23 protein-coding genes, 2 pseudogenes and 1 riboswitch are annotated in these 24998 nt (G+C 71.2%); of the genes and pseudogenes, 16 read left to right on the forward strand and 9 right to left on the reverse strand.

Annotation, left to right across the window (positions count from 1 at the left end):
* Positions 1 to 73: 73 nt before the first annotated feature.
* The 6 genes and pseudogenes from OIE74_RS05335 to OIE74_RS05360 all read left to right on the forward strand — a co-directional run bounded on the left by OIE74_RS05335 (position 74) and on the right by OIE74_RS05360 (position 4686).
* Positions 74 to 709 (forward strand): hypothetical protein, encoded by a 636-nt coding sequence (locus OIE74_RS05335; protein WP_329378931.1) that lies wholly within the window; start codon positions 74 to 76, stop codon positions 707 to 709.
* Positions 709 to 1371, forward strand: coding sequence for a DegT/DnrJ/EryC1/StrS family aminotransferase (locus tag OIE74_RS05340; RefSeq protein WP_329378933.1), 663 nt, complete (start codon positions 709 to 711; stop codon positions 1369 to 1371). The genes OIE74_RS05335 and OIE74_RS05340 overlap by 1 nt, the downstream gene beginning before the upstream one ends.
* Positions 1368 to 2357 carry a dTDP-glucose 4,6-dehydratase gene (rfbB, locus tag OIE74_RS05345; RefSeq protein WP_329378935.1) on the forward strand — a complete coding sequence of 330 codons (990 nt, stop codon included), beginning with the start codon at positions 1368 to 1370 and terminating at the stop codon, positions 2355 to 2357. Before OIE74_RS05340 ends, rfbB begins: the two co-directional genes overlap by 4 nt.
* A 1-nt stretch (position 2358) precedes the next feature.
* Positions 2359 to 2928, forward strand: a pseudogene (locus OIE74_RS05350) (DegT/DnrJ/EryC1/StrS family aminotransferase); the annotation flags it as partial.
* A 1-nt stretch (position 2929) separates the two neighbouring features.
* A pseudogene (locus OIE74_RS05355) lies at positions 2930 to 3724 on the forward strand (NDP-hexose 2,3-dehydratase family protein); the annotation flags it as partial.
* Complete coding sequence (locus OIE74_RS05360) at positions 3718 to 4686, forward strand: Gfo/Idh/MocA family protein (RefSeq protein ID WP_329378937.1); 969 nt, start codon at positions 3718 to 3720, stop codon at positions 4684 to 4686. The pseudogene OIE74_RS05355 and the gene OIE74_RS05360, both read left to right, overlap by 7 nt.
* A 58-nt stretch (positions 4687 to 4744) precedes the next feature.
* On the opposite strand, the gene OIE74_RS05365 is transcribed toward OIE74_RS05360, so the two are convergent.
* Entirely contained in the window at positions 4745 to 6067 is a 1323-nt protein-coding gene (locus tag OIE74_RS05365; RefSeq protein ID WP_443076031.1) for an MBL fold metallo-hydrolase, read from the reverse strand.
* A gap of 288 nt (positions 6068 to 6355) precedes the next feature.
* Here OIE74_RS05365 and OIE74_RS05370 point away from each other — a divergent pair, with 288 nt between their 5' ends.
* From OIE74_RS05370 to OIE74_RS05380, 3 genes are all read left to right on the forward strand, one after another.
* Complete coding sequence (locus OIE74_RS05370; protein WP_329378939.1) at positions 6356 to 7537, forward strand: Glu/Leu/Phe/Val dehydrogenase dimerization domain-containing protein; 1182 nt, start codon at positions 6356 to 6358, stop codon at positions 7535 to 7537.
* Positions 7538 to 7601: 64 nt separating this feature from the next.
* Positions 7602 to 8222: a TetR/AcrR family transcriptional regulator gene (locus tag OIE74_RS05375; RefSeq protein WP_329378941.1), complete on the forward strand. Its 621-nt coding sequence runs from the start codon at positions 7602 to 7604 to the stop codon at positions 8220 to 8222.
* A 206-nt stretch (positions 8223 to 8428) separates the two neighbouring features.
* On the forward strand, positions 8429 to 9307 hold the full coding sequence (locus OIE74_RS05380) for a carbohydrate kinase family protein (RefSeq protein WP_329392173.1): 879 nt from the start codon (positions 8429 to 8431) through the stop codon (positions 9305 to 9307).
* A gap of 45 nt (positions 9308 to 9352) precedes the next feature.
* Here OIE74_RS05380 and OIE74_RS05385 read toward each other — a convergent pair whose 3' ends face one another.
* On the reverse strand, positions 9353 to 10354 hold the full coding sequence (locus tag OIE74_RS05385; protein WP_329378943.1) for a DUF6745 domain-containing protein: 1002 nt from the start codon (positions 10352 to 10354) through the stop codon (positions 9353 to 9355).
* Positions 10355 to 10441: 87 nt separating this feature from the next.
* Positions 10442 to 10771, reverse strand: a complete 330-nt coding sequence (locus tag OIE74_RS05390) for a hypothetical protein (RefSeq protein ID WP_329378945.1) — start codon at positions 10769 to 10771, stop codon at positions 10442 to 10444.
* Between the two features lie 169 nt (positions 10772 to 10940).
* Here OIE74_RS05390 and OIE74_RS05395 point away from each other — a divergent pair, with 169 nt between their 5' ends.
* The 6 genes from OIE74_RS05395 (at position 10941) to OIE74_RS05420 (ending at position 17268) form a co-directional block, all read left to right on the forward strand.
* A complete protein-coding gene (locus OIE74_RS05395) occupies positions 10941 to 11888 on the forward strand; it encodes an STM4015 family protein (protein ID WP_329378947.1) in 948 nt (315 codons plus the stop codon).
* Between the two features lie 8 nt (positions 11889 to 11896).
* Positions 11897 to 12859: an STM4015 family protein gene (locus OIE74_RS05400; RefSeq protein WP_329378949.1), complete on the forward strand. Its 963-nt coding sequence runs from the start codon at positions 11897 to 11899 to the stop codon at positions 12857 to 12859.
* Positions 12840 to 14030, forward strand: a complete 1191-nt coding sequence (locus tag OIE74_RS05405; RefSeq protein WP_329378951.1) for an STM4014 family protein — start codon at positions 12840 to 12842, stop codon at positions 14028 to 14030. The genes OIE74_RS05400 and OIE74_RS05405 overlap by 20 nt, the downstream gene beginning before the upstream one ends.
* 196 nt (positions 14031 to 14226) lie before the next feature.
* Positions 14227 to 15036 (forward strand): STM4013/SEN3800 family hydrolase, encoded by an 810-nt coding sequence (locus tag OIE74_RS05410; RefSeq protein ID WP_329392174.1) that lies wholly within the window; start codon positions 14227 to 14229, stop codon positions 15034 to 15036.
* Complete coding sequence (locus OIE74_RS05415) at positions 15036 to 16406, forward strand: STM4012 family radical SAM protein (RefSeq protein WP_329378953.1); 1371 nt, start codon at positions 15036 to 15038, stop codon at positions 16404 to 16406. Before OIE74_RS05410 ends, OIE74_RS05415 begins: the two co-directional genes overlap by 1 nt.
* A 7-nt stretch (positions 16407 to 16413) precedes the next feature.
* The gene (locus tag OIE74_RS05420; RefSeq protein ID WP_329378955.1) at positions 16414 to 17268 is read left to right on the forward strand and encodes an STM4011 family radical SAM protein; all 855 of its coding nucleotides are present in this window, start codon (positions 16414 to 16416) and stop codon (positions 17266 to 17268) included.
* A gap of 20 nt (positions 17269 to 17288) precedes the next feature.
* Here OIE74_RS05420 and OIE74_RS05425 read toward each other — a convergent pair whose 3' ends face one another.
* Both OIE74_RS05425 and OIE74_RS05430 read right to left on the reverse strand, forming a co-directional pair.
* Positions 17289 to 18089 carry an SGNH/GDSL hydrolase family protein gene (locus OIE74_RS05425; protein WP_329378957.1) on the reverse strand — a complete coding sequence of 267 codons (801 nt, stop codon included), beginning with the start codon at positions 18087 to 18089 and terminating at the stop codon, positions 17289 to 17291.
* Between the two features lie 169 nt (positions 18090 to 18258).
* Positions 18259 to 19188, reverse strand: a complete 930-nt coding sequence (locus OIE74_RS05430) for a LysM peptidoglycan-binding domain-containing M23 family metallopeptidase (protein ID WP_329378959.1) — start codon at positions 19186 to 19188, stop codon at positions 18259 to 18261.
* A gap of 4 nt (positions 19189 to 19192) precedes the next feature.
* Positions 19193 to 19357, reverse strand: a riboswitch (cyclic di-AMP (ydaO/yuaA leader).
* Positions 19358 to 19764: 407 nt separating this feature from the next.
* On the opposite strand from OIE74_RS05430, the gene OIE74_RS05435 reads away from it, so the two are divergent.
* Positions 19765 to 20565 (forward strand): tyrosine-protein phosphatase, encoded by an 801-nt coding sequence (locus OIE74_RS05435; RefSeq protein WP_329392175.1) that lies wholly within the window; start codon positions 19765 to 19767, stop codon positions 20563 to 20565.
* Between the two features lie 22 nt (positions 20566 to 20587).
* On the opposite strand, the gene OIE74_RS05440 is transcribed toward OIE74_RS05435, so the two are convergent.
* The 4 genes from OIE74_RS05440 to dxs form a co-directional block, all read right to left on the reverse strand.
* Positions 20588 to 20806, reverse strand: a complete 219-nt coding sequence (locus OIE74_RS05440) for a DUF6126 family protein (RefSeq protein WP_329378961.1) — start codon at positions 20804 to 20806, stop codon at positions 20588 to 20590.
* A gap of 44 nt (positions 20807 to 20850) precedes the next feature.
* A complete protein-coding gene (locus OIE74_RS05445) occupies positions 20851 to 21492 on the reverse strand; it encodes a helix-turn-helix domain-containing protein (RefSeq protein WP_329378963.1) in 642 nt (213 codons plus the stop codon).
* 97 nt (positions 21493 to 21589) lie between these two features.
* Positions 21590 to 23005, reverse strand: coding sequence for an aspartate aminotransferase family protein (locus OIE74_RS05450; protein WP_329378965.1), 1416 nt, complete (start codon positions 23003 to 23005; stop codon positions 21590 to 21592).
* Positions 23002 to 24900, reverse strand: a complete 1899-nt coding sequence (gene dxs / locus OIE74_RS05455; protein WP_329378967.1) for a 1-deoxy-D-xylulose-5-phosphate synthase — start codon at positions 24898 to 24900, stop codon at positions 23002 to 23004. The genes OIE74_RS05450 and dxs overlap by 4 nt, the downstream gene beginning before the upstream one ends.
* Between the last annotated feature and the right edge of the window lie 98 nt (positions 24901 to 24998).

The following is a 24998-nucleotide window of genomic DNA, read 5'->3' on the forward strand; positions in this document are numbered from 1 at the left end:
ATGTCCAGGCCCTGTTTCGATCCGGGACAGCCGGAGACCGGGCCCCGCCCCGCACAATCGAATGGAGACACCGATGCGGGTCTCGTTCGCGGTCTTCCCGGCCACAGCACATCTGCATCCCGTGACGCCTCTGGCGTGGGCGCTGCAGAGCGCCGGCCACGAGGTACGGATCGTCAGTCCCCCGGAGATGGCCGACAGCATCAGCGCTGTCGGTCTGACTCCCGTGCCGCTCGGCGAGACCGTGGATCTCACCGCCGCCGCTCCCGACATCGGGCCACGGCTCGACCAGGTCACCCGGGCGCTGTCCCTGACCGCCGACACCCATCTGTGGGAGATCCTGCGCCGCCGGGTGCTGCCCGCGCTGGCGAAGTACTTCCCGGCCGGGCCGGCCGCCCCAGGGCACCGGGACATGCTGGACGACATCGTGGAGTTCGCCCGCGGCTGGCGCCCGGATTTGGTGCTCTGGGACCCGGCGTTCCCCCCGGCGCCGGTCGCCGCCCGGGTCAGCGGCGCCGCGCCGGTCGAGGACCCGCAGGTCGCGGTGGTGCGGCCGATGCTGGAGCGGTACGGGCTGGAGTTCGACGAGGAGACACTGCTCGGGCAGTGGACCGTCGACCCGATGCCCGCCCGGCTGCGGCTGCCGCTGGGCGTGCGGTCCGTCCCCGTGCGCTGGGTTCCCTTCAACGGCTCGGCCGCGGTCCCCGACTGATGTTCATCAACTCCGCCACCGCGGGGCTCTTCCTCTCCACCGAACTGCTCGGGCTCGGCCCCGGCGACGACGTGGTGCTGCCCTCGGTGAGCTTCGTCGCCGCCGGCAACGCGGTCGCGGCGACCGGTGCCCGTCCGGTCTTCTGCGACGTCGACGAGCGCACGCTCAACCCGACCGCCGCCGACATCGAACGCGCGCTGACCCCCCGTACCAAGGCGGTTCTGGTGCTGCACTACGGCGGCTATCCCGGCGACATCGCCGCGATCGCCGCCCTGTGCCAGGAGCGCGGCATCCCGCTCATCGAGGGCGCCGCCTGCGCCGTCGCCTCGACGGCGGACGGCACCGCCTGCGGCGCCTTCGGCGACGTCGCCATGTGGAGCTTCGACTCGATGAAGGTCCTGGTCACCGGCGACGGCGGGATGCTCTATGTCAGGGACCAGGACAGCCACATCGGTCCCAACACGTCCATCGGGCGCGACTGCACGCTGCGCGGCACCCAGGTGAGCGAGTCCATCGTCATGGACGGCGCGACCATCTCCCAGGTCCCCGGCCTGCAAGGCTCAGTCATCGGCCGTAACGCCACGGTCGGTACAACGCCCGAGCAGGACCCCCACCACCGTCTCGTGGTGGGCGACCACACCAGGATCGAGGTGGCGGCATGAGGACACTGGTCACCGGAGGCGCGGGCTTCATCGGCTCGCACTACGTCAGGACCCTTCTGGAGGGCGGCTATCCGGGCTCCGAAGGCACCGAGGTCACCGTCCTTGACAGACTCACCTACGCCGGCAACCGGGACAACCTCCCCGCCGCGCATCCCCGGCTGACCTTCGTACGGGGCGACATCTGCGACCCGGAGCTGGTGCGCGCGCTGCTGCCCGGACACGACGCGGTGGTGCACTTCGCCGCGGAGTCGCACGTCGACCGGTCGCTGGAATCCGCGGCGGAGTTCATCCGCACGAACGTCGGCGGTACACAGACGCTGCTCGACGGCTGTGTCGCGGCGGGCGTCGAGCGGTTCGTGCACGTCTCCACGGACGAGGTGTACGGCTCCATCGACCACGGTTCCTGGACGGAGGAGTGGCCGCTCGCGCCCAACTCCCCGTACGCCGCGAGCAAGGCGGCCTCGGACCTGATCGCCCGCGCCTGCTGGCGCACCCATGGGCTGAACCTGTCGATCACACGCTGCTCCAACAACTACGGCCCCTACCAGCACCCCGAGAAGCTGATCCCGCGCTTCATCACCAACCTCCAGGAAGGTGTGCCGCTCCCGTTGTACGGCGACGGGCGCAACGTCCGCGAGTGGCTGCACGTGGACGACCACTGCCGGGCCGTCCAGCTGGTCCTCGACCGGGGCCGGGCGGGCGAGATCTACAACATCGGCGGCGGCAACGAGCAGACCAACCTCGGTATCACCGAACTGCTTCTGGACCTCTTCGGGGCCGACCGGTCGATGGTCCGGCGGGTGGCCGACCGCAAGGGCCACGACCTGCGCTACTCGCTGGACGAGAGCAAGATCCGCGACGAGCTCGGCTACACCCCGCGCGTGCCGTTCGACCGGGGCCTCGCCGACACCGTCGCCTGGTACCGCGACAACCCCGCCTGGTGGAAGGCCGTCAAGCAGCGCACCGACAACCTCCGAGGAGCCTGACATGAGCGAGCACAAAGCACTGATTCTGGACGAGACCCGCAAGTACCACCTTGACACCCGGAACGGCGGCGGTTTCGTTCCGGGTGTCAGCGAGATCTGGCCCTCGGGCGCGGTGCTCGACGAGGACGACCGGGTGGCGCTGGTCGAGGCGGCCCTCACGATGCGGATCGCGGCCGGGCACAGCTCACGCAAGTTCGAGTCGGCCTTCGCCCGTAAGCTCAAACGGCGGAAGGCCCATCTGACGAACTCCGGTTCGTCGGCGAACCTGCTCGCGATGGCCGCCTTCACCTCGCATCTGCTGGAGGACCGCCCGCTGGTGCCGGGCGACGAGGTCATCACCGTCGCGGCGGGCTTCCCGACCACGGTCAACCCGATCCTGCAGAACGGCCTGATCCCCGTCTTCGTCGACGTCGAGCTGGGGACGTACAACACCACCGCGAGGCGGGTGGCGGAGGCGATCGGGCCCCGCACCGGGGCCATCATGATCGCGCACGCGCTCGGCAACCCCTTCGAGGCCACCGAGATCGCCCAACTCGCCGAGGATCACGATCTGTTCTTCATCGAGGACAACTGAACTGCTGCTGCGGGACAACGTGGTGAACATGGACGCCCGTACGGTACTGGCCTGCGCGCCGACCGCCCACGACGAGCACGGGGCGCTGCACAGCGACACCGAACTGCTGTCCTGGTTCACCTCCGAGCGCTCCCGGCACGATGTACGCGCGCGGCTCGTCCCGCTGAACGAACTGCCCGACTGGCGGCGCGGCGACGCCACCACCGAGCATGTGCACGGCCGTTACTTCCGGGTGGTGGGCGTCCAGGTCGAGGCCGGCAATCGCGAGGTCACCGGCTGGACCCAGCCCCTGTTCGAACCGTGCGGTCTCGGTGTCACCGCGTTCCTGGCCCGGCGTATCGACGGGGTGCCGCACGTCCTGGCGCACGCCCGGGTCGAGGGCGGCTTCCTCGACACGGTCGAACTGGGCCCGACGGTCCAGTACACCCCGGACAACCACGCCCATCTGACGGGCGGCGACCGGCCGCCCTTCCTGGACCTGGTGCTGAGCGCCGATCCGTCCCGTATCCGCTACGAGGCACGGCACTCGGAGGAGGGCGGGCGGTTCCTGAACGCCGAGAGCCGCTGCCTGGTCGTGGACGTGGACGGGCTGGATCTGGGCGGGCCGGACATCAGCAGGCCGGACATCGGCGGGCTCGGCCGGACCGGTGACCGTGGTGGCTCGGACGCGCCGGCCGGCTATCGGTGGGTAACTCCCGGCCAGCTCAACTCCCTCTCCCGGCACGGTCATTACGTCAATGTCCAGGCCCGCACCCTGCTGGCCTGCTTCAACTCCGGGGCGGTCCGGTGGTAGCCCCGGCCCCGCCGTCGCCGCTGCGGGTCGGCGTGCTGGGCTGCGCCGACATCGCCCGCCGCCGGATGCTGCCCGCGATGGCGGCATCGGGTGACATCGAGATCGCCGCAGTGGCCAGCCGCGACGCGGACCGGGCGGCGCGCACCGCCCGGGAGTTCGGCTGCCTCGCGGTCCACGGCTACGCGGAACTGCTGGCGCCGGCGGACGCACGCGGGCTGGCGCTGCTGGAGAACGTCATGTTCGTCCATCATCCGCAGCACACCGCCGTGCGTGAGCTGCTGGCGGACGGGGCGATCGGCACCCTGCGCGGCTTCCAGTCCGCCTTCACCGTCCCCCGCCGCCCGGCGGGGGACGTGCGCCACGAGCCCGATCTGGGCGGCGGGGCCCTCTGGGACACGGGCGTCTATCCGCTGCGCGCGGCTCTCCATCTGCTGGGCCCGGAGCTGGAGTTGGTCGCGGCGCTGCGCGGCTCAGGACCGGGAGACCGGGTGGACACCGGCGGCGCCGCGCTGCTGAGCACACCCGCCGGTGTCTTCGCCCAGATCGGCTACGGGCTGGACCATGCCTACCGCTCGTCGTACGAACTGGTGGGCAGCGAGGGCCGGATCACGCTGGACCGCGCCTTCACCCCGCCGGCCGGTCATTCGCCCGTGATCGGTCTGCAACGGGCGTCCGGCACCGAGGAGATCGTCCTCGAACCGCACGACCAGGTGGCCGGCTCGAACTCCACCATCCACTTCGAGGGCGACCGCGCCGAGGTCCGCGCCCACCTCGTCGCCACCCATGTCCACCACGACGACGAGGGCCCGCACTTCACCGTCGGCACCTACTTCGACATCACCGCGGTCCGCACCCCGGCCGGCTGGCGTATGGCCCGCCTGGCCTGCCGCGTGGTCTGGACGGCGGGCAAGGGCCTGGCCCCGACACCGGGCGCGGACCGCGGGTCCGTGAGCTGCCGGTAGCGGGCCGGGTGCGGGGTCCCCGCACCCAGTGTTTCCGCTGCCGGTGCGTGGCTGTTCGTTACGGCGCGCTCTGCGCGGATGGCGCGGCCCCGGAGGAGTCCGCACCGGTGGCGCCTGCGGCACCCGCGGCCGAGGTGTCGCCGGTGGACGCGGTGGTCGCCGCGGTCTTCTTGTCGGCCGTGCCCGGCTCCGTACCGGAGGAGGACGAGACGGACGCCTTCTCCCCGGCCGGAACCGCCTCCGGCCAGCCGTCGGCCGGCGGGATCGCGACGGAGCGCCACCACGGAGTGCCGGGAATGCTGTCGCCCACCGTCGGCTCGTAGGACTCGCCGGGGCGCGGCAGCGCGATACGTACGCCCGCCTCGGCCGCCGCCGTGACCGTGCCCTCGCCGGGCTCGGCCCACGGGTGCGGGGCCAGATTGAACGTGCCCCAGTGGATCGGCAGCATCACGCCTGTGGGGTCGCCCTGCTGGAGGTCGACGTGGGCGCGCAGGCCCTCGGCCGGGGTCATGTGGATGTCCGGCCAGTATTCGCTGTAGGCGCCGATCTGGATCATCGTGGCGTCGAAGGGGCCGTGCGCGGCGCCGATGTCGCGGAAGCCGGAGAAGTAGCCGGTGTCACCGCTGTGGTAGATCCGGTGCTCGGGGCCCGCGACGGCCCAGGACGCCCAGAGGGTGTGCTGCTGGTTGCGCAGGCCACGGCCGCAGAAGTGGCGCGCGGGCGTCGCGGTGAAGGAGATGCCGGCCACCTCCGCCGTCTCGTTCCAGTCCAGCTCGCGCAGGCGCGCCGCGGGCACTCCCCACTGCTCAAGGTGCGCGCCGACGCCCAGCGGCACGGCGAAGACGGTGTCCGTGGAGGCGAGCCCCTTGATCGTCGGCAGATCGAGATGGTCGTAGTGGTCGTGCGAGATGACGACGACATCGACCGGACCGAGTGCGGCGAGCGAGACCGGTACAGGGTGGAGCCTCTTCGGTCCGGCGAAGGAGAAAGGGGAGCAGCGCTCGCCCCAGACGGGGTCGAAGAGCACGCGCCGGCCGTCGATCTCGGCGAGGACGCTGGAGTGCCCCATCCAGGTCAGCCGCAGCCCGGAGGCGGGCGGTACGGCGAGGTCCGCGAGTGTGTCCTGGTGGACCGGGATCGGGGTGGCGGGCGCGCGGCGGGCGCGTGACTCCTTACGGAGGTAGACCTTCGACAGCTCCAGCATGGAGCCGGACGGTCTGGTCCTGGCGGTTCCCTCAGGATTCTGGAACACACCGTCGGCGAAGTTCGGGGAATTGAGGATCCGCTCCAGGCGCTCGCCGGCCGGGTCGGCCCCGAAGGTCTCGGACCGCATCGCGCGCAGTCGGGAGCGGAGTGAGGGTGGGGAGCCGGCGCCGGTCACTGCATCTCCTGAAGGTTCGGGTTCATATCATTATGGGCGTTTTTCGCTACCGGGGTGCCAGGCCGGTTCTGCCGTCCGAGGCACCTGACTGCAACGTCCGGACGATCTCCCGGATTCCCCCACATGGCCACCGACAGTCGAATTCCGGCCACTCGGCCACCGCCCGCCGGGCGGCCGGTGGCCACCGGGATCTCTTTGACAGCCGCTCCCCCGGCTCCGGATACTGACTTTCCATTCAGTTGCAGAGCTCCCCCACGGTCTGCCGTCGCCCCCCGGAGGCGCCCACCCATGTCCCCGCTCATATCGCTGACCTGGCAGGACCACATCACCGGCCGCAAGGGGTATCTGGTCGTCGACCGACTCGTGCGCGGTGTCTCCAGCGGTGGACTGCGGATGCGGGAGGGCTGTTCGCTGGAGGAGGTGACCGGGCTCGCGCGTGGCATGACCATGAAGGAGGCCCTGCACTTCAACGACGACCCGTCGGCGCGCTACATCCCGCTCGGCGGCGCCAAGGGCGGTATCGACTGCGATCCCCGGGACCCGGCGGCGTACGGCATCCTCGTCCGCTACCTGCGCGCCCTGCGGCCGTACATCGAGACCGTCTGGACCATGGGCGAGGACCTGGGGCTGACCCAGGACCTGATCGACAGGGCCGCCGGCGAGGCTGGGCTCGTCTCGACCGTCCAGGCGATCCATCCGCTCCTCGACGACGAGGAGGCCGCGCGACGGCGGCTCGCCGACGCCTTCGCCGTGGACATCGACGGCATCGGCCTGGACGAGCTGGCCGGCGGCTGCGGGGTGGCCGAGGCGGCGCTCACCGCGCTGGACCGGGCGGGGGTGGCGTACGACGGGACACGGGTCGCGGTGCAGGGCCTGGGGACCATGGGCGGGGCGACCGCGCGGTTCCTCGGCCGGGCCGGACTCACCGTCGTGGCCGTGGCGGACGTCAAGGGCACCATCGCCTGTCCGGAGGGCCTGGACGTCGAGGCGCTGCTTGCCGCGCGTGACGCGTTCGGGACGGTGGACCGCGCGGTGCTGCGACCCGGCGACCGTGAACTGCCGGGTGACGCCTGGCTGTCGGCGGACGCGGAGATCCTGGTACCGGCGGCCGTCTCGTACGCGATCGACACCGCCAACCAGGCGCGAATCAGGGCCCGTTGGATCGTCGAGGCGGCCAACATGCCTGTGCTGGCCGAGGCGGAGGAGCTGCTGGCCGCACGCGGGATCACCGTGCTGCCGGACATCGTTGTCAACTCCGGTACGAACGCCTGGTGGTGGTGGACCCTCTTCGGCGACATCGGCCCCGACGCGGACGAGGCCTTCGCCCACACACGGCGCTCCATGCGCGCGCTGACGGAGCTGATGCTGGCTCGCGCGGAGGCCGACGGTACGACCCCGAGAGCCGCCGCGTACGCGATCGCCACGGCCCGACTGCCCCTGATCACCGAGCGGTTCGGCCACTACCACTGACCGGAGCCCCTATTTGTTTACAGCCCGGCGAATTGTGTCAACCGCCGGGAGTTAGGGTTCAAGTGTGGCGAGAGTACGGCTGAGTGTGGAGGAGCGGCGCGAGGACCTCCTGCGCGCCGCCGTCGATCAGATCCAGACACGGGGAGTGGCGGCCGTGCGCGTGGCCGACGTCGCCACCGTCCTGGGCGTGAGCAACGCCCTGGTGCTGTACCACTTCTCCACGAAGGAGAAGCTTCTCGCCGCCGCCTTCCGGCACGCCGCCGAGGAAGACCTGGCGCAGTTGCGGGAGTTGCTCGGCCGCCGTACCAGCGCCCTGCGAAGGCTGCACGCCGCGATCCGCTGGTACGCGCCGACCGGCGAGGCCAAGGGCTGGCGGCTCTGGATCGAGGGATGGGCGGCGGCGCCGCGCGAGCCCACGCTGCACGAGGTGGCCAGCGAACTCGACCAGCAGTGGAAGGCCGCGCTCGCCTCCGTCATCAACGAAGGCGTCGAAGCGGGTGAGTTCCGCTGCTCCGACCCGGTCGCCGCGGCCTGGCGGCTGACCGCGCTGCTGGACGGACTCGCCGTGCAGATGACCTCGTACGCGGGATCGCTGACCCGCGCCACCCTCCTGGACTGGACGGACGAGGCGCTGGCACGCGAACTGAGCATCGACAGAGCGGAGCTCACCGCCGCGAGCGGATGACCGGTCCCGCCGGCCGGGAAAGAGCCACCCGAAGCGCCACCGGAGGTCGCCCTCACCGGCCGGAACCGCCACGGCCATACTGTGCGCGAGATCCGGAATCCGGAACGAAGGTGGAGACTGTGGCGCAGCGGCAGACCGAACATCCGGACGTTGGGAAAACAGCCGGGCCGGGGGCCGGGCCCAGAGCGGAGCAGGACCATGACGTGCTGGTCGTCGGCGGCAGCGGGGTCGACACGGTCGTCCGTGTCGACTCGCTCCCCGTCCCGCTCGCCGACTCGGTCGGTGTGGGGCCGATCCGCGAATGGCCCGGTCAGACCGGTGGCAATGTGGCTCTGGGCTGTCGGGCCCTCGGACTGAACGTCAAATTCCTCGACTTCGTCGGTGACGACCCGGCGGGCGGTCAGGTACGCGAACATCTCGCCAAGGGCGGTGTGGACTTCGAGGGGCTGATCTCGTCCGCGGGCACCCGGCGTGCGGTCAATCTCGTCGAGACGACGGGCGGCCGGATGTCCTTCCACGACGCGCGTGATCCGGAAGACCTGCGGATGCCGCGCGACTTCTATCTCCCCCACCTCACGCGGGCCCGCCATGTCCATGTGTCGATCACGAACTTCACCCGTTTCCTCTTCGACGACATCATCGAACAGGGGATCCCCGTCTCGACCGATCTGCACGACTGGGACGGGGTGGACTCCTACCACCGGGAGTTCGCCTACCGCGCGGACCTGGTCTTCCTCAGCGCCGCGGGAGCGAGCGAGCGGATAGCCCCGGTGATGCGGGAGATCCTGCGTGAGGGCAGGGCGCAGGCGGTGGTGGCCACGGCGGGCGCCGGAGGGTCGTATCTGCTGACCCGGGAGGGCAGCCGTACTCCCCGGCCGATCCCGGCGACCGTCCCGCCCGCACCGGTGGTGGACTCCAACGGCGCGGGCGACGCGTATGTCGCCGGGTTCCTCTACGGGCGGCTGGCCGGGCGGGACCTGGAGGCGTGCGCGCGCCTGGGCGCGGTCGCGGGGGCCTACGCCTGCACGGTGGAGGGCAGTTCGTCGCTGATCGGCGCCGACGCGCTCCTCTCCCGCACGTCCTGACCCAGGTCTGCTTGAGGCCCGAGGCAGGTGTGAAGCAGGTCCGGCTCAGGTCTGCTTCAGCGGTTCGTACTCCCCGGGGTCCAGGCCGAACGTCCAGGCGACGCCCGCCTTGGCGGTACGAGTCCCCGGCGGCACGCGCAGCCAGTAGGTGCGGCTCGTGCCGTCGGGCTCCGGGGTGGAGTTGACGACTTCGACCATCACGACGTCCTCGTCCCCGGCGAGGGCTATCCGCCAGAGGATGCCGGTCTCGTCCTTGTTGATCGGCTCGGCGCCGGACTCGGTGAGATACCGGTCGTAGCCGTAGTGCTCCAGCATGACGCGGCGCAGCTCCGCGTTCTCCTCGTTACGGATCCGCGCGGGGTCGAGCGAGGTGAGCTCGTCGAGGAAGTCGGCCGGGACCGGCATCCCGCGCCAGGCGTAGAGGGCGAAGCCGTCGGGGTAGGCGAGGGCCGGGCCGTCACCGCGGTCGAGGCGCCCCGCCTCGTCACGGTGCAGCTCCACCGGACGTTCGCAGACCACCGTCACCTTCTCGTAGGGCCACCACCAGCCCGCGTGCGCCGCGACCTCGGCGAGTCCCGTGAGCCGGTCGCCACGGCCGTCGAACGCGGCGAGCCAGGCCGCGTCGTGCTGACCGAGGACCGCGTCGAGCAGCAGCTGACGCGTGGCGGGGAGGTCCTCCGCCTCCGTGCCGAGCGAGTCGGTGATGCCGGAGCGGATCCGGTCGGCGAGGGCGCGGGTGGTGTCCCAGAGCCGGGCACCGGTGGCCCCCCACCGGTCGGCCCAGCCCGCCGGGCCCAACTCGTCGTGAATACGGCGCCGTTCGTCCGCCCATGGCTTGGTGCGGACCTCCTCACGGACCGATCTGCCCCGATCCGTGAGGGACTTGACGGCGGCGAGCCCGGCGAGCGGGGAGTCCGCCCAGATGATCCGCTCCGGCTCGGCCAGTCCGGCCGTTCGGTACGCGAGCCGTATCCCCGCCTCGGCCGCCGGCCGGTCGGCCGCGCCTGTCGCCGCCGCGACGCCCCGCCACTTGTCCACATTCCGCATGTCTGAAGCCCCGTCCCCTGTCGTCACTGTCCCTGTACTTTCCTGCCGAGCCGTCCCGGCCCGTTCGCGCGGCCGTTTCGCGCGTCCTCAGTCGGCGACGACGCGCACCGCTCCCGGCAGGTACTCCCGCTGGCGCACCACGCGGAACCACCCCTTCGGCAGCGCTATCGCCGCGTGCTCCTCGTGCACCACCCGGCCGCCCTCCGGCAGATGAAGCAGCATCGGCCCGAACTCGCCCCCCGTCTCGCGGACGAGCAGGCCGGGGCCGGTCACCGCGTGGGCGTGTCCCGTGACCTCACCGAGCGCCAGGACGAGGCGCCCCCGCGCGTCCCTCGGCTCGCTCCGCGCCTCGGCCGCACCGGGCGGCACGCTCTCCTCCGCCACGGGCACGATGAGCACGTCTCCCTGCCGGTACATGACTCTCCCCTCGACCGGCGGCGCCGAGTGCGCCGACCTGTGAACGACGCTAGACGGTGGGTCTGACAATCGGCTCCGCCCCCGAACCGGGCTTGTCAGTGGCGCCTGTTACAACTTCTCTCAGCATCAAGCCGATCAACGCCGACGCCCGGTGTCTGGAGCACTCGCCATGACCATTTCGAACCACCTGCAGGAGTTGGACGGCCTGCCCGCGTTCGACTTCCCCGACGCCGAAGCCGAGCCGAAGGCGAAGCTCCCCGACGCGGGGTCGGTGGCCTGGCGCGTCGCGGTGGACGCGTACGAGAGCGAGGAGGAGTGGGAGTCGGCGTTCGCCCGTTTCCTCAAGGCCGTCGACGCGACCCAGGTCCGCGCGCTGATCGTCGGCGCCTGGAGCGACGTCTACGAGACCGCTCCTGACGGCGTGATCGGGGCCATCGTCGCCGCGAGCGACCAACTCCCCTCTCTGGGCGCGCTGTTCGTCGGTGACATCACCTACGAGGAGTGCGAGATCTCGTGGATCAACCAGACGGCGATGGCGCCGCTGCTCAACGGCCTGCCGCAGCTGCACTCGTTCGGGGTGCGCGGCGGCCAAGGGCTGGACATGGCCGGCGTCAAGCACGAGCGGCTTCGCTCACTGACCGTCGAGACGGGCGGTCTGGACGCCGATGTCGTGCGGAACATAGCCGCGGCCGAACTGCCCGCGCTGGAGCGGCTGGACATCTGGCTGGGTGTGTCCTGGTACGGCGCGAACACGGTCGTGGCGGACCTGGAGCCGTTCCTCACCGGAGTGCGTCTCCCCGCTCTGAAGTCACTGGCACTGCGCAACAGCGAGATCCAGGACGACATCGCGGCGGCGCTGGCGGGAGCGCCCGTCGTTGCGCGGCTGGAGACGGTCGACCTGTCGATGGGCACCCTCGGTGACGAGGGAGCCGAGGCACTGCTCGGCGGTCAGCCGCTCACGCATCTCAAGAAGCTCGATCTGCACCACCACTTTCTCAGCGAGCCGATGCGGAAGCGGATCCGTACGACTCTGGAGCCCGCCGGTGTGGTCGTGGATCTCTCCGGGTGCGAGTCCGAGAGGAACGGCGACTCGCGTTACACGGCGGTGGCCGAATGAGCGGCGCGATGGACATCGAGCACTTCGACGAGTTCCACGGGCTGCCGGTCTTCACCCTCCCCCACCACAAGATCCGGTCGCTGAAGGCGCTGCCCGAGGCCGAGGCCGTCGCCTGGCGGCTCGATTGCGGGTGGGAAGAGGAGTGGACCTTCCCCGAGTTGTGGAAGCACTTCACGGATGCCGTCGACACGGAGCGCGTGCGCGCGCTGGTCATCGGACCGTGGTGGAGCGGGGATTACAGCGAGCTGGCGCCCGCCCTCGAACTGATCGTCGCCGACGCGGCACGCTTCCCCGCCCTGCGCGCCCTGTTCCTGGGGGACGTGGTCGGCGAGGAGTGCGAGGTGTCCTGGCTGGTGATGACCGACGTCACCCCGGCGATCGAGGCTTTCCCGTCCCTGGAGGAGTTCGCCGTGCGTGGCTGCGGCGACACGTATCAGAACGGTGCCGTGCGGCTGCGGCCGGTGCAGCACGAGAGGCTGCGCCTCCTGCGGTTCGAGTCGGGCGGGCTGCGGGGCTCTGTCGTCCGCGCGGTGGGCGAGAGCGAACTGCCCGCGCTGGAGCGGCTGGAGCTGTGGCTGGGCATCGAGGAGTACGGCGGCGACGCGACCGTCGCCGATCTCGCGCCGCTCCTCGACGGCGGCCGGTTCCCGCTCCTGCGCCATCTGGGGCTCCGGAACAGCGAGATCCAGGACGAGATCGCCGGCGCCGTGGCCTCCGCGCCGGTCGTCGCCGGGCTCGAATCGCTGGCGCTGTCCATGGGCACGCTCGCCGACCCGGGCGGTGAAGCCCTCCTCGCCGGCCAGCCGCTCACCCATCTGAAGACGCTGGACCTGCGCCACCACTTCATGTCGCCGGACGTGACCGACAGAATCCAGCAGACCCTGGGTCCGCACGGGGTGCGGGTGGAGCTGGAGCCGCCCTACGACCTCAGCGCTGACGACGAGTGGCGTTATGTCGCCGTCTCCGAGTAGCGGCGGGCCGGGCCCGCGACGATCCGCCGGACAGGGCCTGGCGGTCGTCGGCAATCCCGCGAACCGCCGCGTCCGGCTTTTCCAGGACGCGGTGGGCGCGGCGGGCCTGCCACCGGCCCGTGAGGTGGCCTGGCTCGAAGTGCTGGGCGGGCGTGCCGAGTTCCACCCCGGTGAGACCGTGCGTGTCGAGTCGCCGGGCGAGGACGCGGCGGTGGAGCGGCTGTTGCGCGGCACGGACGATCCGACGCGGGTCGAGGGCACGGCGCTCTGGTACGAGCGGTTCACCTCCGCCGTACGGGAATTGGGCCGTGGGGTGCGCGAGGCGGGTGCGCGTCTCCTGGACGATCCGGACGAGTTGGCGGTGCTGTTCGACAAGCGGCTGTGCCACGAGGTGCTGGACCTGGCCTCCGTCCCGGTGCCGCCGTCACCGACCTCGGGGCCCGGCGCCCCGCCCGTTCGCGGCTGGGACGACGTACGTGCGCTGATGGACGGCCCCGGCATGCGCCGCGCGTTCGTCAAGATCGCCCACGGCTCGTCCGCCTCGGGAGTGCTGGCCGTCGAGTACGCCGGCCCCGGCCGCGTGCGCGCGACGACATCGGTCGAACGCGACGCGGCGGGACGGCTGTTCAACTCGCTGCGGGTACGGCGGCTGACGACCGAGCCGGAGGTGGCCGCGATCGTCGACGCGCTGGCCCCGGACGGGTTGCATGTCGAGCGGTGGCTGCCGAAGGCCATGCTGAACGGCAGGGCGACTGACCTGCGGGTGGTGGTCGTCGCGGGCCGCGCGACGCACGCCGTCGTACGGACCAGCTCGTCGCCGATGACCAACCTGCATCTCGGCGGGTCGCGTGGCGATTTGAACGCGGTGCGGGAGGCGACCGAAGCGGCGAGCGGCGGCGGGGGGTGGCGAGCCGCCCTGGAGATCTGCGAACAGGCCGCCGCCTGCTTCCCCGGCACGCACTGCGTCGGCGTGGACCTGCTGCCCGCGACCGGCTGGCGCCGCTTCGCCGTCGGCGAGGTCAACGCCTTCGGCGATCTGCTGCCCGGCCTCACCGGACTGCCCGGCAGCGGCGCGGAAGGCCTGGACACCTACGGGGCGCAAATCGCGTCGCTGCGGGCGGGCGGTCCGCCCGCGGCCGGCGCGGGACAGGAGCGCCGTGCGCGGCTCTGAGAGGAAGGACTCCGCGACGACGCGTGCCGCGCACGCGGACGCACACGCGCAGGCGGACGCCGACGCACACGCCGACGCGGAGAACAAGCAGGTGGACCACGTGGGCACGGAGATCGCGAACGCGGTGACCGGGCGTGCGGCGACCACCGGAACGGTGGGCGAGGACCCGCGGATCGCCGACGCGCGACTGCCCGACATGCGCCAAGTCGTCGGCCGCGACGACCTGCTGCTCATCACGCTCGACACCCTGCGTTACGACGTGGCCGCCGAGCTGACCGCGGCGGGCCGGCTGCCGAATCTCGCCCGGCATCTCCCGGGCGGGCGCTGGGAGAAGCGGCACGCCCCCGGCAGCTTCACCTACGCCTCGCACCAGGCGATGTTCGCCGGGTTCCTGCCGACGCCCGCGTCGGCGGGGCCGCATCCGCGGCTGTTCGCCGCGCGGTTCGAGGGGAGCGAGTCCACGGCCGCGAGGACGTTCGTCTTCGACGCGCCCGACCTCGTGTCGGGTCTCGCGGACGCCGGGTACCGGACGGTGTGCGTCGGAGGTGTCGGCTTCTTCAACAAGCGGGGCGCGCTCGGTTCCGTACTGCCGGGGATGTTCCAGGAGAGCCACTGGGAGCCGGAGTTCGGCGTCGCGTCGCCGACGTCCTTCGAGTCGCAGGTGGCCCGCGCGGAGGGGGTCGTGGCCGAACTGCCGGCCGGTCAGCGGCTGTTCCTCTTCGTCAATGTGCCGTCGCTGCACCAGCCGAACTGGTTCCATCTGCCCGGCGCCACCCGTGAGGCGGGTGACTCGCGTGAGACGCACGCCGCCGCGCTCGAATACGTGGACCGGCACATCGGCCGGCTCTTCGCCGCGGCGAGCAGCCGCCGCCGCTGCTTCACGATCGTCTGTTCCGACCACGGCACGGCCTACGGCGACGACGGCTGGACGGGCCACCGCCTCGGCCACGAGTCCGTCTGGACCGTGCCGTACGCCCACTTCTTCCTGGAACCAGGGGCACCCTGATGACCGACACGACCAGTACCACCGGCACCGCGCCCCGGCCGCGCCCGTACGAGAGTTACGTCTACGCCTATCCGCACAAGACGGCGTACCGCCCGCTGGCCGACCGTCCGGCGCTGAGCGGCCTGTGGGCCGGTGAGCGGAAGGACGCGCTCTCGCTCTATCTGCACATACCGTTCTGCGAGGTCCGCTGCGGCTTCTGCAATCTCTTCACCCGGATCGGCGCGCCCGGCGAACTGACGACGCGTTATCTGGACGCGCTGGACCGGCAGGCGACCGCTGTCGCCGACGCGCTCCACGCGGACGGCGCGACGGAGGCGGACGGAGTGCGCTTCGCCGCCGCCGCTTTCGGCGGCGGCACCCCCACCTTCCTCGACGCCGCCGAGCTTGAGCGGCTGTGCGACATCGCCGAGAAGCGGATGGGCGCCGATCTGCGGGCCGTCCCGCTCTCCGTGGAGACATCGCCGTCGACCGCCACCGCCGACCGGCTGTCGGTGCTGGCCGAGCGCGGGGCCACACGGCTGAGTATCGGCGTGCAGAGCTTCGTCGAGGAGGAGGCGAGGGCGGCCGTGCGCCCGCAGCGCCGCTCCGACGTCGAGGCCGCGCTCGGCCGGATCCGGGACGCGCGGATCCCGGTCCTCAACATCGACCTCATCTACGGCATCGACGGGCAGACCCCGCAGTCCTGGCGGTTCTCGCTCGACGCGGCGCTCGCCTGGCGGCCCGAGGAGCTGTATCTCTACCCGCTGTACGCACGGCCGTTGACCCCGCTGGGCAGGCGCGCGCATCCCAGTGAGGCCGACTGGGACACCCAGCGGCTGGACCTCTACCGGCGGGGCCGGGACCATCTGCTCGCCGAGGGGTACGAGCAGGTGTCGATGCGGATGTTCCGCCGCGTCGGCGCGCCGCGCGAGGGGGCCGAGGACTACGCGTGCCAGACCGACGGCATGATCGGCCTCGGCTGCGGCGCGCGTTCGTACACCTCGCGGCTGCACTACTCCTTCGACTACGCGGTCGGGATGCGCGAGATCCGGAACATCATCGACGACTACACGGCCACCGAGGACTTCTCCCGCGCCGAGGTGGGCCGCGCGGTCGACCCGGACGAGGCGCGCCGCCGCCACCTCCTGCAGTCGCTGCTCCAGGCGGAGGGCATGCAACTGGACGAGTACCGCGGGCGGTTCGGCAGCCTTCCGGGCGACGACTTCCCGGCCGAGCTGGAGCGTTTCGCCGGCCTCGGCTGGCTCGACACGGCCGCCGGGCCCGGCCTCCTTCGGCTCTCGCCGGAGGGGCTCGCCCACTCGGACGCGCTGGGCCCGGCCCTGTTCTCCCCCGCCGTCCGGGCCGCGATGGCCGCGTACGAACCGAAGTGAGGCATCCATGGACCTGACGATCCTCTACCGGGGCCCGCTCGCCTCCTGCGACTACGACTGTCCGTACTGCCCGTTCGCCAAGCGACGTGACAGCACCGACCAGTTGCGCGCGGACCGGGCCGCGCTGACACGCTTCACCGCGTGGGTGGCCGAGCAGACCGACGACCGTCTGTCGGTCCTCTTCACACCGTGGGGCGAAGGCCTCACGCGGTCCTGGTACCGGCGGGCGCTCACCGACCTCTCCCACCTGCCGCACGTCGCCCGGGTCGCCATCCAGACGAACCTCAGCTGCCGTACGGACTGGCTGAAGGCCGCCGACCCGGCCAAGCTGGCGCTCTGGTGCACGTATCACCCCGGCCAGACGCCGTACGACCGTTTCCTCACCAAGTGCCGTGAGCTGGGCGACGCGGGCATCCGCTTCAGCGTCGGCGTCGTCGGCTTCCCCGACCATCTCGACCAGGCGCGCCGGCTCCGGGCCGACCTCCCCGACCGGGTGTACCTCTGGGTCAACGCGGCGGAGGGCCGCACCTACTCGGACCCGGAGGCCGCCGACTGGACCTCGATCGACCCCCTGTTCCCGTTCAGCCGGCACCCCCACCGCTCGGCCGGCCTCCCGTGCCGTACGGGCGAATCGGTGATCTCGGTGGACGGCGAAGGCACGGTCCGCCGCTGCCACTTCGTCCCGGCGGAACTGGGCAATCTCTACGACGGCTCCTACCGCCGCGCCCTCGAACCCCGCGCCTGCCCGCTCACCACCTGCGACTGCCACATCGGCTATGTCCACCTGGAGACACTGCCGTTGTACGACGTCTTCGCGGGCGGCGTCCTGGAACGGATACCGCTGAGCGCGTCAACGCGCTGAACTCCGTGGCCCGCACCGGCTCAGTGACGCACCAGCGGCAGCAGGTCCGGGCGTTTGGCGACCGTGTGGTCGCCCGAGGATTCACCGCGCAGGCGGCGGCCGATCCAGGGGACCAGGTATTCGCGCGCCCACTGCATGTCGTCGCGGCGCACTTCCAGCGTGCCGCGCGGCGGCAGGGGCGGCCATGGCTGGTCGGGGTCGGCGGGGGTGTCGAGGCCGAGGACCTGCGCCGCGCGCAGCGCCACCCGGGTGTGGCCCTCGGGTGACAGATGCAGCCGGTCACCGTCCCAAGCGCGCCTGTCCTGCACCGACTTGAGGGACCACAGGTCCAGGACCGGGCAGTCGTAGCGGTCGGCGATGGAGCGGACGTGGGCGGTGAACGTGGCTATCTTGCCGCGCAGATGGCGCAGCACCGGCACGCCCCGGGTGTCGAACCCGGTGGGGACCATGACGGTGCCGACCGCGCTCGTCAGGTCGGCCAGCGCCCGTTCGAAACGTTCCGCGACGTCGTCGGGGTCGCTGCCGGGCCGGATGATGTCGTTGCCACCCGCGCAGAACGTCACGAGATCCGGGGCGAGTTCCTTGGCCCGCGGGATCTGCTCGGCCACGATCTGGTCGAGCAGCCGTCCCCGTACGGCGAGATTGGCGTACCGGAACGATTCGTCCGGTGCCCGGTCGGCGAGCAGTACCGCGAGGCGGTCCGCCCAGCCGACATAGATTCCGCCCGGTCCGGGATCTCCGACGCCCTCGGTGAAACTGTCACCGATGGCCGCGTAAGACCCGAAGGCACCTCTGGTTTCTGTTCTCGAATCGTCAGCCACAGCAGAACATCATTCACCCGGCCATGGGACCTACGCGACCGTAAGAAGTCGCCGTCCCCGGTGAGAAACACCACCGGTCAAAATTCGTTCAACCGGGAATAGGAGAAAGGCCGTCGGCCGGTACCCGGAGGTACCGGCCGACGGCCGATTACGCGTGGGACGGGACGGCTCAGATGGAAACGCCGTGCTCGCGCAGGTACGCCAGCGGGTCGACGTCGGAGCCGTAGCTCGGACCGGTGCGGATCTCGAAGTGCAGGTGCGGACCGGTGGAATTGCCGGTCGAACCGGAGAGACCGATCTGGTCGCCGCCGGCGACCCGCTGACCCGCCGAGACGGACAGCGAGGAGAGGTGGCCGTACTGCGAGTACTGGCCGTCGTCGTGCTTGATGACGACCTCGTTGCCGTACGAACCGGCCCAGCCGGCCGAGACGACGGTGCCGGGGCCGACCGACTTGACGGTGGTGCCCGACGCGGCCGCGAAGTCCACGCCGGTGTGGTAGCCGCTCGCCCAGCTGCCGCCGGCCGCGCGGTACGGGGTCGTGGTGGTCGCGCCGTCGACGGGCGCGGTGTAGCCGGAGTCGGCGCTCTGCGCGGCGGGCTCGTTCGCCGTGGCGTCGGCCTGCGGGGCGGGCTCGGCCGGCGCGGGCTTCGCGGGAGCGGCCTTCTTCTTGGGGGCGGCCTTCTTCGGGGCGGCCTCGGCCTTGCTCTCGGCGGACGCCTTGGCCTTCGCGCCGATGGTGAGCTTCAGGCCCGGGTGGATCAGCGACGGGTTGTCACCGACGGCCTCGCGGTTGTCGGCGTAGAGCTTCTGCCAGCCGCCGCTGACCTTCTGCGTCTCGGCGATCTTGGCGAGGTAGTCCCCCGCGGTGACCGAGTACGTCTTCACGGTCTTGGCGGTCGCGGCCTGCTTGGCCGTCTGCGTGGCGGCGGTGTGCGCGGCGGACACGCCGCGCTCGGGCGCCACCGACGGAGCGGCGGCGTGGGCGCCCGTGGCACCGATGAGCGGAATCGCGATGGCGGCGCCACCCGTTCCGGCCGCGATGAATCCGCGGGTGATCGGGCTGGTCCTCGGACGACGGTGCTTACCCTTTCCGGGCATGGCGAATTCCTCTCCGGCGCCTACGAGGTGAGCTGTCGGGTTCGGGCTGGAGATGCCCGGCCGCGCCGTGACGCGGCTTCACCCCGAGCCGTCCGGATCTCCGGACCGGCGTACTACCTGGGTCCCCCGCTCCTGCCACACGTTGATGAGTGCTGGGTGGATGCGGATTCCGAACGGCGGCAGGATTCGGCGATCCGCTCGGATTGCGGTGACGGTAAGCCGCGCATACCGACCCGTACAAGCCGCTGTTTCTCCCGCGGCAATCCGCTCTCGAATATCGACATACGCGAGCGGTCACCCTGCGTGGATTACGGATCTTCGAATTCCGTGCGGCGTCCCAATTCCCTTCCCGGGCGCGGCCACACACCGTCACGGATATGATCCTGCTCACCAGCCGAGGCCGATCCACCCCCATCTCGGCCGCGACCGGGGCAACTTATGGACAATCACCCAATACGGACAGAAGCCCTATTCCTGCGGCGCTTTCAGGGGGAACCGATGTCGTAAAGTCGGAGCGCGACAGCGTCGGCGACGAGCGCCGACCGCACACGCGGAGGAGCGCACGTGACGCACGAGGTGCCGCAGCAGGTCCCGCAGGGCGAGCCCGATCTCGCCGGCGTACGCAACTTCCGCGACGTGGGAGGCCTGCCGACCGTCGACGGGCGGCGCGTACGGTACGGACGGCTCTTCCGCAGCGGCCACCTCGCGCACGCCACCGCCGATGACGCGGCCTTCCTGTCGTCACTGGGGCTGCACACCATCTTCGACTTCCGCAACGCGGCCGACCAGAAGCTCGACGGTCTGGACGTCGAGCTCGTCGGCGTGCACAACGTCAACATCCCGCTCACCGATCCGGCCGACGGCACCGAGTTCTGGAGGATGGTCCGCGACGGCGACCTCGACCAGCTGCGCTCGATCCTCGCCGACGGCAAGGGCGCGGCCCGGATGTCCGCTTCGTACCGTTCGATCGTTCTGGACCGCACCGCAGAGCACCGGCGTGTGCTGCACGCCCTGGCGGAGGAGAGCCTGCCCGCACTGATGCACTGCGCGGCGGGCAAGGACAGGGCCGGTCTCTCGATCGCGGTGTCGCTGCTCGCGGTGGGCGTGGAGCGGGAGGCGATCGAGGCGGACTATCTGAAGTCGAACGATCCGCACCGGAGGTATCAGGTACGCCGCAGCGACCCGACGCCCGGCGGGACCGCTCCGGAGGTCCTGGAGCTGCTGGCCCCGCTCTTCGACGCGCGTGCGGTGTATCTCGAAACGGCGTTCACGACGATGGAGGAGACGTGGGGCAGCGTCGACCGCTACCTCACGGACGGCCTCGGTCTGACGGACGAGACCCGCGAGCGGCTGCGCTCGCGCCTCGTCGAGGACTAGGCTCTGTCGTTTGGATCAGGCCCTACCGCCCGCCGGCGCCCGCCTCGAAGAGCAGGTAGAGGAAGCCGGCCAGGACATGGCCGGCGACGAGGTAGGCGAAGAGCCGGATGGCGAGGCCGCGCGGGAAGTTGCGCTCCTCGTCCATGACGGACTTGGCGGGCTGAACAGGCTGGACGGGGTGGACAGGCTGGACTTCCTCGGGCGACGGCTCCTGAACGGCGTCCACCGGGTTGTCGGACATGGCGATGGCCTCTCTTGGTCGGATCGCGGGTCAGTTGCGCCGAGTCAGCGGGGGTGAGCCCCGCCGGGCAGGCACAGCTCGCCGACGGGGCTGGTCAGCAGAGTGTGGACGAACAGCAGCTCGGCGCCGGCGGGACCGGCCGCCGCGAGGCGGTGCGGGGTCATCGAGTCGAAATGGGCGCTGTCGCCCGGGTCGAGCACATGGACGGTGTCCCCGAGGCTCAGCCGCAGCCGCCCCCGAAGGACATGGAGCCACTCCTCCCCCGGGTGGACACGGACGAGGTCGCCCTGCGCTCCGTACGGCACGGTCACCCGCAGCGGCTGCATCGCCCGGCCGGTCGGGCTGCCTGCCTGGCGGTAGGTCCAGCCGTCCGCCTCCACGGGCTCCGCCCGCGCGGCGCGGATGACGGGATCGCGCTCGGGCGGCTCCTCGCCGAGCAGCTCGGAGACCGTCGTACCGTAGACACGCGCCAGACCGAGCAGCATCGGCAGCGAGGGCTGGCGCCGGGCGGTCTCCAGCCGGGAGAGGTGGGCCGGGGAGAGCCCGGCCCGTCCGGCGGCGGCCTCCAGGGTGAGGCCCCGGCCGCGTCGCAGCTCGCGCAGCCGGGGCGCGACGTCCGGCAGAGTCTCTGTCGTGGCGTCGGTCTCGTCGGCCGCCTGTTCACGAGCGGTGGCGGGGTCGGTCATGCCCCCATTGAGCCAGGAATTCTCCTCTGAGGCAAACTTCTTACCTCAGAGGTAAACAGCCGGAACAGGACCAACGGGACCCAACGGGACAAGGGCGTCACCGGTTGGCGATCGCCTGCTTCACCAGCGTCCTGCCGAAGTCCCACATCAGCCCGCCGCCCCCGTGCGCGTCGTCCATCACGGCCGTGAAGGCCGTCACGAAGCGGTCGACCTCCCGCTCCCCGATGGTCAGCGGCGGGATCAGCTTGATCACTTCCAGATGGTCCCCTGAGACCTGGGTGAGAATGCGGTGCTTCCGCAGGAGCGGCACCACGACCATCTGCGCGAAGAGCCCCTTCCGTGCCGCCTGGAGCATCGTCCAGCGGCTGCGCAGCCCGATCGACGTCGGCCGGCCGAACTCGATACCGATCATCAGCCCCCGGCCGCGCACCTCGCTCAGCAGCTCGTACCGGTCGACCAGCGCGGCCAGCCGCGAGCGCAGCAGATCGCCGGTCGTCCTGGCGTTGGCGACGATCCGCTCGTCCTCGATCACCGACAGAACGGCCAGGCCCGCCGCCATCGCCTGCGCGTTGGATCCGAAGCTGGCCGAGTGGACCAGCACCCTGTCCATCGAGGAGTAGACCTTCTGGAAGATCCAGTCCTTGCCGAGGGTCGCGCCGACCGGCACGTATCCGCCGGAGAGCGCCTTCGCGACACACACCAGGTCCGGCTCGACGCCTTCCTCGTGCTGGTACGCGTAGAAGTCGCCGGTCCTGCCGAGCCCCGTCTGCACCTCGTCCGCGATGAGCAGCGCCTTGTGCCGGCGCAACAGCTCCTGCGCGGCCCGCAGGAAGCCGGGCGGCGTCGACCGCACGCCCTTGCCCTGGATCGGTTCGACGACGAAGCCCGCGACGTCGCCGCGCTTCAACTCCCGCTCCAGCGCGTCGAGATCACCGATCTCGATCGCCGTGTCGGGGAGCAGCGGCGCGAACCCGGCGCGGAAACCGTCCTCGCCGTTGACCGAGAGCGAGCCGAGGGTCAGCCCGTGGAAGGCGTGGGAGCAGTAGAGGATCCTCGGCTTCCCGGTGGCGTACCTGGCGAACTTCAGCGCCGTCTCGACAGCTTCCGTACCGCTGTTGCCGAAGAAGACCCGGTCCAGGTGGGGGCTGTGCTTGAGCAGTTTCTCGGCGAGCAGGCCCGGCAGCGGCTGGCAGTCGAAGCGGGTGAGGTCGGCGAGCGAGGCGTCGAGGACGTCGTGGAGGGCCTTGCGTACGACGGGGTGGTGCCGGCCGAGCCCCATCACCCCGAAGCCGGCGAGCATGTCGAGGTAGTCGTTGCCATCGGCGTCCCAGAAGTAGGCGCCCTCGGCGCGCTCGTAGACCTTGTCGAAGCCGATGGTCCGCAACATGCGCGGGAGTTGGTGGTTCAGATGGGCGGTGTGCAACTCGTAGCGTTCGCCGCCGCGTTCGGCCAGCAGCTTCGCGAGATCGAAGGCCTTGCCCGGCTTCTCCGCCGGCCCTGTCGACTCGGTCATCGGGTGTTCTCCTCGCGCTTCTCCCGGCGCGCCAGTGCGGCGCTGATCTGTCCCGCGATCTCGACGGGTGTGAGTCCGATGTCGGCGAGCACCTCACCGCGCTTGGCGTGGGCGAGGAACTGTTCAGGGATGCCGAAGGTACGCAGCGGTACGTCCACGTCGGCGTCGCGCAGAGCCTGTCCCACGGCCCAGCCGACGCCGCCGCTGCGGCAGTTGTCCTCCACGACGGCCACGATCCGGTGCCGCGCGGCCAGCGGGGCCAGCTCCGCGTCGACGGGCTTGACCCACCGGGGGTCGACCACGGTGCAGCCGATGCCGCGCGCGGCCAGCAGCTCCGCCGTACCGAGGCAGACCCCGGCGAGCGCCCCTACGGACACCAGCAGCACATCGGTCTCACCGGCCTGCGGCACGTGCAGGACATCGAGCCTGCCCGTACGGCCGACGGCGGGGATCGACTCGCCCACCGCCTCTTTGGGAAAGCGCACGACGGTCGGCGCGTCGTCCACGGCCACGGCCTCCCGCAGCAGCGACCTCAGCTGGTCCGCGTCGCGGGGGGCCGCGATCCGCAGCCCCGGCACGCACTGGAGCAGCGACATGTCCCACATGCCGTTGTGGGAGGGCCCGTCCGTGCCGGTGACACCGGCCCGGTCGAGTACGAACGTGGCTCCGCACCCGTGCAGCGCGACGTCCATGAGCAGTTGGTCGAAGGCGCGGTTGAGGAAGGTGGCGTAGACGGCGACGACGGGGTGCAGTCCGCCGGTGGCGAGCCCGGCGGCGGAGACCGCCGCGTGCTGCTCGGCGATACCGACGTCCCAGACGCGGTCGGGGAAGCGCGCGGCGAATCCCGTCAGCCCGACCGGATGCAGCATCGCGGCCGTGACGGCGACGACGTCGGGGCGCTCCTCGCCGATGGCGGTGATCTCGTCGCCGAAGACCGACGTCCAGGAGGGCTTGCCGGCGGGCGCCAGCGGCTCGCAGGTCAGCGGGTCCATCACACCGACGGTGTGGAAGTGGTCGGCCTCGTCGTCCACGGCGGGCTGGTAGCCGCGGCCCTTCTCGGTCAGGCAGTGCACCAGTACGGGGCCGGTGAAGCGGCTCGCGCGGCGCAGCGCCGACTCGACGGCTCCGACGTCGTGTCCGTCGATGGGTCCCACGTACTTGAGCCCGAGGTCCTCGAACATGCCCTGCGGAGCGACAGCGTCCTTGAAGCCCTTCTTCGCGCCGTGCAGCGACCCGTACAGCGGCCGGCCCACCACGGGGGTCCCCCGCAGGACTTCCTTGCCCCACGCGAGCACCTGCTCGTAGCCGTCGGTGGTACGCAGGATGGCGAGGTGCCTGGCGAGGCCGCCGATGGTGGGGCCGTACGAGCGCTCGTTGTCGTTCACCACGATGATCAGGGGGCGGTCCTTCGCCGCCGCGATGTTGTTGAGCGCCTCCCAGGCCATGCCGCCGGTGAGCGCGCCGTCCCCGACGACCGCCACGACATGGTCACGGCCGCCGAGCACCTGGCGGGCCTTGGCGAGCCCGTCGGCCCAGCCGAGCACGGTGGAGGCGTGGGAGTTCTCGATGACGTCGTGGTCGGATTCCTCGCGGGAGGGGTAGCCGGAGAGACCGCCCTTGGTCCGCAGCTTGGAGAAGTCCTGCCGGCCGGTGAGCAGTTTGTGCACATAGCTCTGGTGTCCGGTGTCCCACAGGATGCGGTCGGCGGGTGAGTCGAAGACGCGGTGCAGGGCGACGGTCAGCTCCACCACTCCGAGGTTGGGCCCCAGATGGCCACCGGTCCTGGCCACCGCCTGGATCAGGAACTCCCTGATGTCCGCGGCCAGTTCGTCGAGTTCGGCCCGGTCGAGCGCCTTCAGGTCGCGCGGCCCCCGGATGTTCTCCAGTATCGACATGCTCGGCCCCCTCTGGATCCTCTCGCGGATCCGTCAGCTCTCTGTGACTGCCGGTCACGGCGCCGGAAGGACAGCGGCGGAGTGCGCCGCTGTCCTTC

This window comes from Streptomyces sp. NBC_01716, assembly GCF_036248275.1.
Classification (GTDB): Bacteria; Actinomycetota; Actinomycetes; order Streptomycetales; family Streptomycetaceae; genus Streptomyces.